Source organism: Caulobacter sp. DWP3-1-3b2 (assembly GCF_049896325.1).
GTDB lineage: Bacteria > Pseudomonadota > Alphaproteobacteria > Caulobacterales > Caulobacteraceae > Caulobacter.
Genome location: NZ_JAFCUB010000012.1, coordinates 47,684 through 61,239 on the forward strand (window position 1 = coordinate 47,684; position 13,556 = coordinate 61,239).

The window sequence follows — 13,556 nt, forward strand, 5'->3', positions numbered from 1 at the left end:
GGGGGTTCAAGGGCAAGACCCGCAAGCCCCGAGCCGGGGACATGCCCTTGCGGCGTGTCCCCGTCGGCAAGCGCCGCGCCCAGACTTGGGGACAGACAGCCTCTAGGCCTTGCCCCGCTTCAGCACGCCCTTCAGCTCCGCCGGGGTCACCCCGCCGAACAGGAAGACCAGCGGCGGATAGAGCGCCGCGCCGACCAGCACGGTCAGCAGCAAGGCGACCTCCTTGGCCCCAATCACATGGCCCTTCAGGCCCAGGGCCACCAGCGGCACCTCAACCAGCGGCCGCCAATGTGAGGCCGCCGCCAGGACCAGCCCCATCACGAGGCTGGCCGCCAGGATCCGCGCCACCCGCGACCAAGTCTGCAGAGAGGGGTTATAATGGTCCTTGCGCGATAGGCCGAAGGCCATCTGCGCCACGTTCAGCCACGAGGCGATGGCGGTGGCCGCCGCTATGCCCTTCACCCCCACCAGGTGGAACAGGGCGATGCCGACGCCCACATTGACGGCCACCGAGATCAGCGCGAACCGCATCGGGCTCTTGGTGTCGCCGCGCGCGAAGAAGGCCCGCGAATAGAGCTGCTGAAGCACGAAGGCCGGGGTGCCCAGGCCGTAGAAGAACAGGGCTGAGGCCGTCTGGCTGGCGTCGAACGCCGTGAACTGGCCGCGGGTATAGAGGGCGTCCGACAGGAAGCCGGGCATGGCAGTCAGGGCGGCGGCGGCGGGAAGGGTCAGGGCCATGGCCAGGGTGATGGCCTGGTCCATGGCGCCCTGGGCGTCGGCGGTGTCCTTCGACAGCACGGCGCGTGACAGGCGCGGCAGCAGGGCCACCCCGATCGCCACGCCCACCAGGCCCAGCGGCAGCTGGTACAGGCGATCGGCGGTGGCCAGCCACGAGCGGCCGCCCGGCACATGGCTGGCCAGGGCGCCGGAGATGAAGATGTTGACCTGGGTGGCGCTGGCCGCCAGGGCCCCGGGAATGGCCTTGCCGATCAGGGCCTTCACCTCCGGCGTCAGGCGCGGCAGGCGCCAATGGACCTTGGCGCCGGACTTGTTGACCCCCCAGGTCAGCAGGGCCGCCTGGGCGACGCCGGCGACGATTACCCCCACCGAACCCCACTTGGCCGCATCGACGGCGGTGGTCTGGGGCAGGATGAAGATCAGGGTGGCGATGTTCAGCAGCACCGGCGCCCCCGCCGACAGCACGAAGCGGTCGCGGGCGTTCAGCACGCCCGACAGGTGGGCGACGATGGCCATGCACGGCAGATAGGGCATGGTGATCTGGGTCAGCAGCACCGCCAGCTTGTACTTCTCGGGCTCGGCGGCGAAGCCGGGGCTGATCAGCATCATCAGCCAGGGCATGGCCAGCTGGCAGATCACGGTGATGATGATGGTTGCCGCCGCCAGGGTGGCCATGGCGTCGGCGGCCAGGATGTCGGCAACCTCCTCGCCGTCGGCCTGCAGGGACTTGGTGTAGGCGGGCACAAAGGCGGCGGCGAAGGCGCCCTCGGCGAAGAACCGGCGGAACAGATTCGGGAAGGCCAGGGCGGTCTGATAGGCGTCGGCGGCCGGGGTGGCGCTGGCGCCCATGCGATACGAGACCGCCAGGTCGCGGGCGAAACCCATGAACCGGCTGACCAGGGTCAGGCCCGAATAGATCATCGACGAGCGCAGCAGGCCGCCGGGCTTCTTGGCGGCGACAGCTTCGGTCGGGGTTTGTTCGGGGGGCGCGGTGTCGGTCACGAAGGGCTTCTGCGGGCTGGATGAGGGGGCGTCAAGCTAGGGCTTGGGGCGGGCGAGAGGTTGGCGCGGTTCGGGGGCGGTCGGGGAAGGATTTCCAAAGGATTTTCAGTGCGGCAACCCCTTGCCCCCTACGGACCGCTTCGCGGTCGTCTTCCCCCAGAGGGGGAAGAGCTTCCTGGCGAGCGCCACGCGAAGGCTCCGCCCCCCATGGGGGCGGACAGGCGGCGAAGCCGCCAGGTGGGGGCAAGTGGGTGTGATCCCACGCCTATCGGCTGTGAGTGGGTGGGGAGGCGCGGAGCGGTCCGGGCTGAGCCCGGATGACCGTGGGTTTTGTATGTGCGTTTCGGCTAGACCTGACCGCTCCGCGAAACCGTTCTTCTCAAGGGACGGCGATTGAGGGCCTGTTTCATCCCGATCGACGTTTCCCCTCAGGCGGGCAGGATCAAAGTCGCCCGGAAGGGGCCGTCGGCGACTCCGACTGATCCTCGAACAGGCCGGTTTGACATCCCAGCCCCGTAAACCCGCGCAAGTCCCGGCGAGGTTTCGGAAGGTCCCGGATCTATCCACGAACAGACCCTCAACCTGCCTCGCACGCGGCCCTGCGCGGCCCCGCTCGGTTCCATCCCCATCGCCTGCTTGGGCCGGTACCAAGAGCCCTCCCCCGCGATGGGGACCTGTTCAGTATGCGGGCGGTCTGACCGCCGCAGCGGATGTGACGCTGATTTTCTTGCAAGGCGTTGAGATCGTTGGAGTTCTTTCGGTGATTGACGGGGATCGAGGCGGCTGGATCCCCCTAAACGCTCTCCTCCCCCGCATCGCGGGGGAGGAGAGAGGATCTTGCGATCGACACCCCCTCCCCTCGACCCCGCCAACGGCGAGGCCGCGCCTTGAAACCTTGATGGCGAGCCTGCTCTGGCGTCTGGCCGTGTCAAGGACCGCCTCTGGCGGCCGCGTCGCGGCGACGCTCCGCGTCGTCCTTGACACGGCCAGACGCCAGAGCTCCGATCCACCAAGGCTTTAAGGCGCGGCCTCATCCGGGGCGGATGCGGACTTGCGCCAAATGAAAGGGCGACCTGCTATGAACGCAAGTGGGAGATGGACCACGATCTGCTTCGGCATCCTGCTAGCGGCGACACCAATCTCCACGGAAGCGCAATCATCGTTTATCCACAAAGCCCCGCGGATCAGCCAAGCCGGACTACCGAAGCGACCGCCACCGTTTGTGAAACCCTGTGACCGCTACGAAAAAGAAGAACCAGCGGTCAGCGTCTCGCGCCTCGCCAAGGACCGGCTGCTTTGGATCAGAACATGCGGTGCCAGCGACTACAACAAGCTGTCACGCCTTTACCTGACAGACGAGCGCGGAAAGAAACCGGCCGAGCTGGTCGACGACGATCAGATCCCCACCTCAGAACTTGAGATCGAAGGATCCCTGGGTGCGGATAGTCGAACGAACGTCGCCTTTGATCCGACTACTCGCGTAATGACGTCCACCGTTTATGACACGCCGCAGCGAGATTCTGGCGAACGTAGCGAATGGGTGTTGGAGGGTTCGCGTTTTCGATACGCCCGGCGTTCCAGCCTCGGCCAAACCCTGAAAAGAGGCCTAAAACACGAACACTGGCCTGTTACCTATCAAGCCAGGGTCGTGGATCCGTAGATCCTTCCACCCCCCTACCGCGCCACGCTCGCCCGCGCCCGCTTCAGCCCTGGCCGCGCGCTCAGCGCGCCCGCCTCGTTCTGCTCCAGCGCCGCCAGCAGATCGGCCTTCAGCACCGTGACCTTCTTGGCGTCGACCACCTTCCCGCCCTCGGCGGTCTGGACATAGAAGGCGTCGACCGCTCGCTCGCCATAGCCGTCGATATGGGCCGACTGGATGGACAGGCCATTCTCGGCCAGGGTGTGGGCCAGGGCGTGGAGCAGGCCGGGGCGGTCGCGGCCCGAGGCTTCGACGACGGTGGCCTCGTTGGAGGCCTCGTTGTCGACCACCACGGTGGGGGCGATCGAAAAGGCCGCCGTGCGCGACTGCTCGCCGCCTCGCCTCGCCTCCATGACCAGGGGCTCGCCGCGACCTGCGGCCTCCAGGGCGTCGGCCAGGCGGCGCAGGACCCGGGGGTTCTCGCAGCCCAGGGGCGCCCCGGTGACGTCCTGCACATGGAAGACGTCCAGCGCCTGGCCCTGGCGGGAGGTGAAGACCCGCGCCCCGACCACATTCCCCCCCAAGGCGGAGATGGCCAAAGCGAGGTCGGCGAACAGGCCGCGCCGGTCCTGGGCGGCGATGACGATCTCGGCGGCGTTGGCGCCGACCGGCACCCGGCCCTCGGCGGCGGCCCCGCCCTGGATGGCGGCGCGGCGGGCCAGGGCGGCGTGGTCCAGCAGGTCCTGGGTCGAGAAGGCCCCGAAATAGGCGGCCTCCATGGCCTGGGCCCAGCCCTTGGACGCCGGGTCGGCCTCAACCAACGCTTCGCGGGCCGCCTCGGCGGCGGCTTCCTGGTGGCGCTTGACGCTGGCGGCGGCGTCGCTGCCGCGTCCGCCCCGGAAGACGGCCTCGGTGGCGTTGTAGAGCTCGCGCAGCAGCTGGCCCTTCCAGCCGTTCCAGACGCCCGGCCCCACGGCGCGGATGTCGGCGACGGTGATGACGAGGAGCAGACGCAGGCGCTCGGGATTCTCGACGATGCGAGCGAAGGCGGCGACGGTGCTGGGATCGGCCACGTCGCGCTTCTGGGCGAAGTCGCTCATCACCAGGTGGTTCTCGACCAGCCACGCCACCAGCTCGACCTTCAGCCGGTCGACGCCCAGCCGCTCGCACGCCGAGCGGGCGCTGCGGGCCCCGGCCTTTTCCTGGCCGCCTACGCCGCCCTTGCCGGTGTCGTGCAGCAGCATGGCCAGGAACAGGGCCTCGCGATCCTCGATCAGCGGCAGGATCGACACGGCCAGCGGATGGTCGTCGACCAGGCGCCCCGCGACCATGTCGCCGATCAGGCCGACGGCCCGCAGGGTGTGCTCGTCCACCGTGTAGGAGTGGTACATGTTGAACTGCATCTGGGCGACGATACGGCCAAATTCCGGGATGAAGCGGCCTAATACGCCAGCGTCGTTCATCAGGGTCAGGGTGCGGTAGGACCGCTTGCCCCGCGCTAGCAGGTCGAGGAAGGCCTTGGTCGCGTGGGAATCGCGCCGGACCTTCGAGGTGATCAGGTTGAGATTGCGCGTGACCGCCGTGAAGGCGTCGGGATGCAAATCGAGGTCGCGTTCGTCGGCGGTCTTGAACAGCCGGATCAGATTGACCGGGTCGTTCTCGAACACCTCGGGGCCGGCGATGTTGAGCCGGCCGCCGTCCTCGTAGAAGCCCGGCACGTCCAGCGCCTTGCGCTTGGGCCGGCCGCCGCCGGGCAGGAAGCGGGAAATGCCCTTGGGCTCGTGCTTGAAGTGCTCGGCCTCCAGCTTGGCCGAGAAGGCGCGGGTCAGGGCCCCGACCTCCTTGGCCACCAGGAAATAGCGGCGCATGAAGCGCTCGACAGCGGGCGCGTCGCCTCGGTCGCCATAGCCCATCCGGCGGGCGATCTCGGGCTGCAGATCGAAGGTCAGGCGTTCCTCGGGGCGACCCGTGGTGAAGTGCAGGTGGGCGCGGACCGCATGCAGGAAATCGAAGGCGCGGATGAAGCCCTTGGCCTCGCGGCGGTCGAACACCTCCAGCTTGAAGACATCTTCCGGACGATCCACCGGATGCAGGTATTCGGCGATCCACATCAGGGTGTGCAGGTCGCGCAGGCCGCCCTTGCCCTCCTTGACGTTGGGCTCGACCATGTAGCGGCTGGCCCCGGCCCGGGCCTGGCGGTCGTCGCGCTCCTTGAGCTTGGCGGCCACAAACTGGGCGCCGGTGCCCTTCATGACGTCGTCGCGGAAGCGCCGCTTGAGGTCATCGCCCAGGCGCTCGTCGCCGGTCAGGCGGCGCGCTTCCAGTATGGTGGTGCGGATGGTGAAGTCCTCGCGCGACAGTCGCACGCACTCCTCCACCGTCCGCGAGGCATGGCCGACCTTGAAGCCCAGGTCCCACAGCGCGTAGAGCATATATTCGATGACGCTCTCGACGTGCGGCGTCACCTTGTAGGGCCGCAGGAACAGCAGATCGATGTCCGAGAACGGCGCCAGGGTGCGCCGGCCATAGCCGCCCACGGCCAGCAGGCACAGGCGCTCGCCCTCGGTCGGGTTGCGGGCCCGGAACACGTGGACGGTGGTGAAGTCGTAGAGCGCGGTGATTACCTCGTCGGTGACGCCGCTGAGCAGGCGCGCCGTTTCAAGGCCACCGGCCCCGTTCTCCAGCCGCTCCTTGGCGATCATCCGGCCGCGAAACAGCGCCTGTTTCAGGATCTCGATGGCGCGGGTACGCTGGGCGGCCTCGTCGCCGATCAGGTCGAGGGCGGCGGCCGACAGCCGGGCGCGCAGGGCGTGGCCGTCGACGACATGTTCCAGGGGCGTGGGGCGAAGGCGGCGGGGCATGAGGGCTATATGGTGTCCAGGCGCGTGATCGCGAAGAGACAGCCGGTACCGGCGATCAGCCTGCTCTCACTATAGGATGTCAGGGCTTGAGCAGAGCCTTAAGACGATAAAGCGCGTCCAGCGCCTCGCGCGGGCTCATGCCATCGACATCCAGGTCCTGCAACGCCGCATCGGTGCGGCTGGGCGCCACTTGCGCAGGCGCCGAAGCCGGGGCGAAGGCGGCGAACAGCGGCAGGTCGTCCAGCCTGGCCGGTGATTCGGTCTTGCTTTCCAGGCGGTCGAGCACCTCCTTGGCCCGTGCCACCACCGCCGGCGGCACGCCTGCCAGCTTGGCCACCTGGACGCCATAGGAGCGGTCAGCGGGACCGGCTGCGGCCTCGTGCAGGAAGACGAGATCGCCGTTCCACTCCTTGGCCCGCAGCGACAGGTTGGAGACATGGGCCAGACGCGTCTCCAGCGTGGCCAGTTCGTGATAGTGGGTGGCGAACAGGGCGCGACAGCGGTTGGTGTCGTGCAGGGCCTCGGCGCAGGCCCAGGCGATGGCCAGGCCGTCATAGGTGGCCGTGCCCCGACCGATCTCGTCGAGGATCACCAGGCTGCGTGGGCTGGCCTGGGTCAGGATGGCCGCAGTCTCGACCATTTCCATCATGAAAGTGGAACGGCCGCGGGCCAAATCATCGCCAGCCCCGACCCGGCTGAACAGCCGATCGACCACGCCCAGGCGCAGGCTTTTGGCCGGCACGTAACAGCCGGATTGGGCCAGGATCGCCAGCAGGGCGTTCTGGCGCAGGAAGGTCGATTTGCCGGCCATGTTGGGACCGGTGACGATCGACAGCCGCGCCCCGGCCTCGCCCGCCGCGTCCAGGCAGCAGTCGTTAGGCGTATAGGGATCGCCGGCCCGCTTGACGGCGGCCTCCACCACCGGGTGGCGGGCGGCCTTGGCCTCGAAGACCAGGGACTTGTCGACCATGGGGCGCACCGCGCCGCTGTCCTCGGCCCACTCGGCCAGCGCGGCGGCGACGTCCAGCTTCGCCAGGGCCTCGGCGGCCAGCAGGATCGGCTCGGCCAGGCGGCAGGCCTCGGCGCGCCAGTCCTCGAAGGCCGCCACCTCCATGGCCAGGGCGCGCTCGGCAGCCTGGGCGATGCGGGCGTCAAGGTCGGCCAGCTCGACGGTGGTGAACCGCACCTGGTTGGCCAGGGTCTGACGGTGGATGAAGGTAGCGTTCAATGGCGGTTGGAATAGCGGGTCGGCCTTGCCGGCCGTGGCCTCCACGAAATAGCCCAGCACGCCGTTGTGACGGATCTTCAGCGGCACGCCGCTGTCCTGACAGAGGCGGGTCTCCAGGGCGGCGACCACACGGCGGCTGTCGTCGCGCAGGCCTCGCGCCTGGTCGAGTTCGGGGCGGACGCCGGACGCCACATAGCCCCCGTCGCGGGCCAGGGCGGGCAGGTCGGCGCCCAGGCCAATCTCCAGCTGATCGAGCAGGCGCGACAGGCCGTCGTGCAGCGCTGGGGTCAGGGCCTTCAGCGCCAGCTCCAGCTCGGCCGGCGGGGGCGACAGCGGATCGCCCGAGCCGCCGACCATGCCGGCCAGCTTCTCACCGGTCTTGAGGCCGTCCTTGAGGCAACCCAGGTCGCGCGGGCCGCCCCGGCCCAGCGCCAGCCGCGACAGGGCGCGGGCCATGTCGCCGGCGCCTTTCAGCACCTCGCGCAGACGCTCGCGCAGGGGTCGGTGGTCGATGAACCATTCGACGGCGTCGAGGCGTGCGTCGATGGCGCGGGGGTCAAGCAGCGGCCTGGCCAGGCGGGCGGTCAGCAGGCGGGCGCCGGCGGCGGTGACGGTGCGGTCGATGACCGCCAGCAGCGAGCCATTGCGGTCGCCGCCCTGGGTGCGGTCGATCTCCAGGCTGGCGCGGGTGGCCGGATCGATCGACATCACGTCGGCCTCGGCGGCGCGGCGCGGCGCGCGCAGGGCGGGCAGCTTGCCAGCCTGGGTCATTTCCAGATGGGCCGCGATCAAGCCCAGGGCGCCGATCTCGGCAGACGAGAGTCCGCCGAACCCGTCGAGGGTGTCGACGCCATACAGCCGCTTGACCCGCGTCTCCGAGGCCTGGGGCTCCGACAGGGCTGACGGCATCGGCTGAACCAGGCCGCCGCAAATCTTCAGGGTCTGGGCCAGGTCGTCGTCGGCCAGCAGGCGGTCGGCGACCAGGGTCTCGGACGGGGCCAGGGCTGCGAGGATCGTCCCCACGGCGTCGCGGGCCACCAGGAAACACTCGACCTCGCCGGTCGACAGCTCCACGGCCGCTACGGCCGCCTGACCGGCCCGGATGGCCACGGCGGCCAGGCGGTTGGCGCCGCGCGCGTCCAGCAGGCCGTCCTCGGTCAGGGTGCCGGGCGTCACCACCCGGACGATGTCGCGGCGAACCACCGACTTGGAGCCACGCTTCCTGGCCTCGGCCGGGTCTTCCATCTGCTCGCAGACGGCGACCTTGAAGCCTAGGCGGATCAGCTTGGACAGATAGGCCTCGGCCGCGTGCTGCGGCACCCCGGCCATCGGGATCGGCTGGCCATTGTGCGTTCCACGAAAGGTCTGAGAGATGCCGAGGGCCGCGGCGGCGGCGTAGGCGTCGTCGAAGAACATCTCGTAGAAATCGCCCATCCGGAAGAAGATCAGGGCGTCCGGCTGCCGCGCCTTCATCTCGAAGAACTGCTGCATCACCGGCGTCGCGCCGGTGGCGTCATAGGTCTGGATTGTGGTGGAGGCGGGGGCGTTCATCCTCAAAGACTTAACGTTTGCCGCTGAATCGCAGAAGTGCGATGTATCGTGTTCATGATTTGTACCGACGCTTTTACGCGCCGGATTCGAGGGGCGGCATGAGCGACGGCGAGATCGTTCTCTACAACACGGAAGACGGCTTGGCGCGCGTGCAACTACGGGCGGCCGACGGAACGGTGTGGCTCACGCAGGCTCAAATCGCGGACCTGTTCGCGACGACAAAACAGAACGTCTCGCTGCACGTGCGCAACCTGTTTTCGGAGGGCGAACTGATGGAGACTTCAGTTGTCAAGGAATCCTTGACAACTGCCGCTGATGGCAAGGCCTACGGGACGCTCTGGTACAGTCTTGAAGCCATTCTTGCTGTTGGATATCGCGTGCGTTCGCCACGGGGTGTCCAATTCCGCCAGTGGGCGACGATCAGGCTGCGCGAGTACCTCGTGAAGGGGTTCGTGCTCGATGAGCAACGACTGCGTGACCCGGGTCCGTTCGATTATTTCGACGAGCTTTTGGAAAAGATCCGCGATATCCGGGCGTCGGAGAAGCGGTTCTATCAGAAGGTTCGGGACGTCTACGCCACCGCCACTGACTATGATGGCCGATCCCAGACCGCCCAGCTATTCTTCGCGACCGTCCAGAACAAGATGCTGCACGCCGTCACCGGCAAGACCGCCAGCGAGCTGATCGTTGTCAGGGCGGACCCGGCGGCGCCGAACATGGGACTGCAGAGCTGGAAAGGCGGGCGGGTCCGTAAGGGCGACGTCGACACCGCCAAGAACTACCTGGTCGCCGATGAGGTGAGCGACCTAAACCGCGTCGTGACGATGTTCCTGGACTTCGCCGAGGATCAGGCCACACGCCGAAAGCCGATGACCATGGCGGAATGGGCCGCTCGCCTCGACGCATTCCTGACCTTCAACGACCGTGACGTCCTGCTCAACGCCGGCCGAATCGCGGCGGAGAAAGCCAAACGGCTCGCCCACGAACGGTTTGAAACCTTCGACGCCGGGCGGCAAGTCGCCGAAGCCCGCATCGCCGAGGCCGAACATGTCGAGGAGATGTTACGTTTAATCAACGGGCTGAAGCCCAAGTCGAAAAACGCGCCCTAGCTCCCCGTCACTTCTTCCCAGAACCGCTTGGCCTTGCCGACGAAGTTAGCGGACTTGGGGTTCTGTTTTTCGCTGCTGAGGGTGGCCAACTCGACGAGCAGTTCCTTCTGCCGAGCCGACAGGTGGGTTGGGGTTTCGACGAACAGTTCAACCACCAGGTCGCCGCGCTGGCGGCTGCGCAAGGACGGCATGCCCTTGCCCTTGAGGCGGACGGTCTTGCCGGTCTGGGCGCCTTCGGGGACCTTGACGGTGATGCGGCAATTGCCGTCGCAGGTCTCGCCGCCCAGCAGGCAGGGGGCCTCGATGTCACCGCCGAGGGCGGCCACGGTCATCGGCACGGGCACGGTGCACAACAGGTCCAGGCCATCGCGCTCGAACAGTTCGTGCGGGATCACCGACAGGAAGAGGTAGAGGTCGCCGCGCGGACCGCTGCGGGCGCCGGCGTCGCCTTCGCCGGCCAGGCGGATCCGGGCGCCGTCATCGACGCCGGCCGGGACGCGGACCGACAGGATGCGCTCGCGGCGCACCTGTCCGTGGCCGTGGCAGTTGACGCAAGGATCGAGCACCAGCCGGCCCGAACCGCCGCAGCGGGGGCAGGCGCGTTCGACCGCGAAGAAACCTTGAGTGGCCCGCACGCGGCCGGCGCCGCCGCAGGTGCCACAGACCGTCGGGCTGGTGCCGGGCTTGGCGCCCGAGCCGTCGCAGACCTCGCAGGTGATGGCGGCGGGAACCTTGATCTCGACCTCGGCGCCGGCATAGGCCTGCTCCAGGGAGATCTCCAAGTCGTAGCGCAGGTCCTGGCCGCGTTGGGGGCCGTTACTGGCCTGGCGGCGACCGCCGCCGAACATCTCGCCGAACACGTCGCCAAAGACGTCGTTGAAGATGTCATTGGCGTCGCCGCCGCCGAAACCGCCGCCGCCCTGCTGGCCATTGACCCCGGCATGGCCGAAGCGGTCATAGGCGGCCCGCTTCTGGGCGTCCGACAGGATCGAATAGGCTTCGTTGATTTCCTTGAAGCGCGAGGAGGCATCCTCGCAACCGCCGTTGCGGTCGGGATGGTGCTCCATCGCCATCTTGCGGAAGGCGACCTTCAGGGCGGCGTCATCGCAGCCGCGGGCCACACCCAGGACTTCGTAATAGTCGCGCATCAGGGTCGATCACCAGCCATGTGAAATAAGGAGGCCATGTTGAATAGGGAGGTGGGAGCGCTCCTGCCCAGCCACAAGCGGCGGGCAGGAGCCTTGTTCCCGAAAGGCGTCGCGGGCGGGACTTCGCTTAGGAGGTCCAGCCCGCGACCCATGGTCACGCCGACGGCTTGGAGTCGTCGACCTCTTCGAATTCGGCGTCGACGACGCCATCATCGGCGGCGGCTTCATCGCCTTCGCCATTGCCTTGCTGAGCGGCGTACATCGCCTCGCCCAGCTTCATCGACGCCTGAAGCAGAGCCTGGGTCTTGGCCTTGATAACCTCGGCGTCTTCGCCTTCCAGGGCCGTCTTCAGTTCGGCGATGCCGGTCGCGATGTCGGACTTCTCGGTCGGGCCGACCTTGTCGCCATGTTCGGCGAAGGCCTTTTCGGTCGAGTGCAGAGCGGCTTCGCCCTGGTTCTTGGCTTCGACCAGCGACTTCTTCTTCTCGTCCGAAGCCTTGTTGGCCTCGGCTTCCTGGACCATGCGCTCGATGTCTGCGTCTGAGAGGCCGCCATTGGCCTGGATGCGGATCGAGTGCTCCTTGTTGGTCGCCTTGTCCTTGGCGTGAACATTGACGATGCCGTTGGCGTCGATGTCGAAGGTCACCTCGATCTGCGGCACGCCGCGCGGGGCCGGCGGAATGCCCTGCAGGTCGAACTGACCCAGGAACTTGTTGTCCACCGCCATCGGACGCTCGCCTTGGAACGCCCGGATGGTCACGGCCGACTGATTGTCGTCGGCGGTCGAGAAGGTCTGCGAGCGCTTGGTCGGGATGGTGGTGTTGCGCTCGATCAGCGGGGTGAACACGCCGCCCAGGGTTTCGATGCCCAGAGTCAGGGGCGTCACGTCCAGCAGCAGCACGTCCTTGACGTCGCCTTGCAGGACGCCGGCCTGAACGGCGGCGCCCAGGGCGACCACTTCGTCAGGATTGACGCCCTTGTGCGGCTCGCGGCCGAAGAAGTCCTGCACCGCCTGCTGGACCTTGGGCATGCGGCTCATGCCGCCGACCAGGATCACTTCGTCGATGTCGCTCTTCTTCAGGCCGGCGTCCTTGAGGGCCTGTTCGCACGGACCGATGGTGCGCGTGATCAGGTCTTCCACCAGGGCTTCGAGCTTGGAGCGCGACAGCTTGATATTGAGGTGCAGCGGACCCGAGGCGTTCATCGAGATGAAGGGCAGGTTGACTTCGTACTGAGCCGTCGAGGACAGCTCCTTCTTGGCCTTTTCAGCCTCTTCGCGCAGGCGCTGGAGGGCCAGCTTGTCCTTGCGCAGGTCGACGCCCTGCTCCTTCTTGAACTCGTCGGCCAGGTAGTCGACGATCCGCAGGTCGAAGTCCTCGCCGCCCAGGAAGGTGTCGCCATTGGTCGACTTCACCTCGAAGACGCCGTCGCCGATTTCCAGGACCGAGACGTCGAAGGTGCCGCCGCCGAGGTCATAGACGGCGATCTTCTTGCCTTCGTTCATGTCCAGGCCGTAGGCCAGGGCCGCCGCGGTGGGCTCGTTGATGATGCGCAGGACTTCCAGGCCGGCGATCTTGCCGGCGTCCTTGGTCGCCTGACGCTGGGCGTCGTTGAAATAGGCCGGAACGGTGATCACGGCCTTGGTCACCGGCTCGCCCAGATGGCTCTCGGCCGCTTCCTTCATCTTCTGCAGGATGAAGGCGGAGACTTCCTGCGGCGAGTAGTCCTTGCCATGGGCTTTCACCCAGGCGTCGCCGGTCGGGCCCTTGACGATATCGTAGGGGACCATGGCCTTGTCCTTGGCCACGACGGGGTCGGCGAAGTTACGGCCGATCAGGCGCTTGATCGCGAAAAGGGTGTTGGTCGGGTTGGTGACGGCCTGGCGCTTGGCGGGTTGGCCAACGAGGCGCTCGCCGTCTTCGAGGAAGCCGACCACCGACGGGGTGGTGCGAGCGCCTTCGGCGTTCTCGATCACCTTCGGGGTCTTGCCGTCCATGATGGCCACGCACGAATTCGTGGTGCCAAGGTCGATACCGATAATCTTGCTCATGTTGAGACCTGCAGCTCCTGAATGGCGGACGGCGGTGACAAGGGCCTTAAGGCAAGCGCCCCGGTTTTTCTCGAGCCGTCCCCGTCTGGTCGCGTTCTAACGGTTGATCCAAATCCTTGCCGCTCAAAAACGACGGCCAAGGCCGACGTCTATAACGGAAAGCGTTCGTTCAATCGAAGTTGACAAGCCCGTCAACCCCGCTTCGAAGGCGGATATGGGGGATAGGTACC

The 13,556-nt window shown here is 67.3% G+C and carries 7 protein-coding genes; 2 read left to right on the plus strand and 5 right to left on the minus strand.

Annotated elements, in window-relative coordinates; all coding sequences use genetic code 11:
• Positions 1-102 precede the first annotated feature (102 nt).
• On the minus strand, positions 103-1,740 hold the full coding sequence (gene murJ, locus ACP7AG_RS10470) for a murein biosynthesis integral membrane protein MurJ (protein WP_426030758.1): 1,638 nt from the start codon (positions 1,738-1,740) through the stop codon (positions 103-105).
• A 1,078-nt stretch (positions 1,741-2,818) separates the two neighbouring features.
• Here murJ and ACP7AG_RS10475 point away from each other — a divergent pair.
• Entirely contained in the window at positions 2,819-3,400 is a 582-nt protein-coding gene (locus ACP7AG_RS10475) for a DUF1176 domain-containing protein (RefSeq protein ID WP_426030759.1), read from the plus strand.
• Between the two features lie 14 nt (positions 3,401-3,414).
• On the opposite strand, the gene ACP7AG_RS10480 is transcribed toward ACP7AG_RS10475, so the two are convergent.
• A complete protein-coding gene (locus ACP7AG_RS10480; protein ID WP_426010291.1) occupies positions 3,415-6,240 on the minus strand; it encodes a [protein-PII] uridylyltransferase in 2,826 nt (941 codons plus the stop codon).
• Between the two features lie 79 nt (positions 6,241-6,319).
• Entirely contained in the window at positions 6,320-9,019 is a 2,700-nt protein-coding gene (gene mutS / locus ACP7AG_RS10485; RefSeq protein ID WP_426030760.1) for a DNA mismatch repair protein MutS, read from the minus strand.
• Between the two features lie 98 nt (positions 9,020-9,117).
• Between mutS and ACP7AG_RS10490 the strand changes: the two genes are divergently transcribed.
• Positions 9,118-10,128: a virulence RhuM family protein gene (locus tag ACP7AG_RS10490; protein ID WP_426030761.1), complete on the plus strand. Its 1,011-nt coding sequence runs from the start codon at positions 9,118-9,120 to the stop codon at positions 10,126-10,128.
• Here ACP7AG_RS10490 and dnaJ read toward each other — a convergent pair.
• Positions 10,125-11,276, minus strand: coding sequence for a molecular chaperone DnaJ (dnaJ, locus tag ACP7AG_RS10495; protein WP_426010297.1), 1,152 nt, complete (start codon positions 11,274-11,276; stop codon positions 10,125-10,127). The genes ACP7AG_RS10490 and dnaJ overlap by 4 nt on opposite strands.
• Positions 11,277-11,430: 154 nt before the next feature.
• Complete coding sequence (gene dnaK / locus ACP7AG_RS10500) at positions 11,431-13,326, minus strand: molecular chaperone DnaK (RefSeq protein ID WP_426010298.1); 1,896 nt, start codon at positions 13,324-13,326, stop codon at positions 11,431-11,433.
• Between the last annotated feature and the right edge of the window lie 230 nt (positions 13,327-13,556).

Bases quoted from the DNA above. Each gene is read 5' to 3' on its own strand.
- ACP7AG_RS10475 (WP_426030759.1), top strand. From the start codon at position 2,819: ATGAACGCAAGTGGGAGATGGACCACGATCTGCTTCGGCATCCTGCTA.
- ACP7AG_RS10480 (WP_426010291.1), bottom strand. From the start codon at position 6,240: ATGCCCCGCCGCCTTCGCCCCACGCCCCTGGAACATGTCGTCGACGGC.
- mutS (WP_426030760.1), bottom strand. From the start codon at position 9,019: ATGAACGCCCCCGCCTCCACCACAATCCAGACCTATGACGCCACCGGC.
- ACP7AG_RS10490 (WP_426030761.1), top strand. From the start codon at position 9,118: ATGAGCGACGGCGAGATCGTTCTCTACAACACGGAAGACGGCTTGGCG.
- dnaJ (WP_426010297.1), bottom strand. From the start codon at position 11,276: ATGCGCGACTATTACGAAGTCCTGGGTGTGGCCCGCGGCTGCGATGAC.
- dnaK (WP_426010298.1), bottom strand. From the start codon at position 13,326: ATGAGCAAGATTATCGGTATCGACCTTGGCACCACGAATTCGTGCGTG.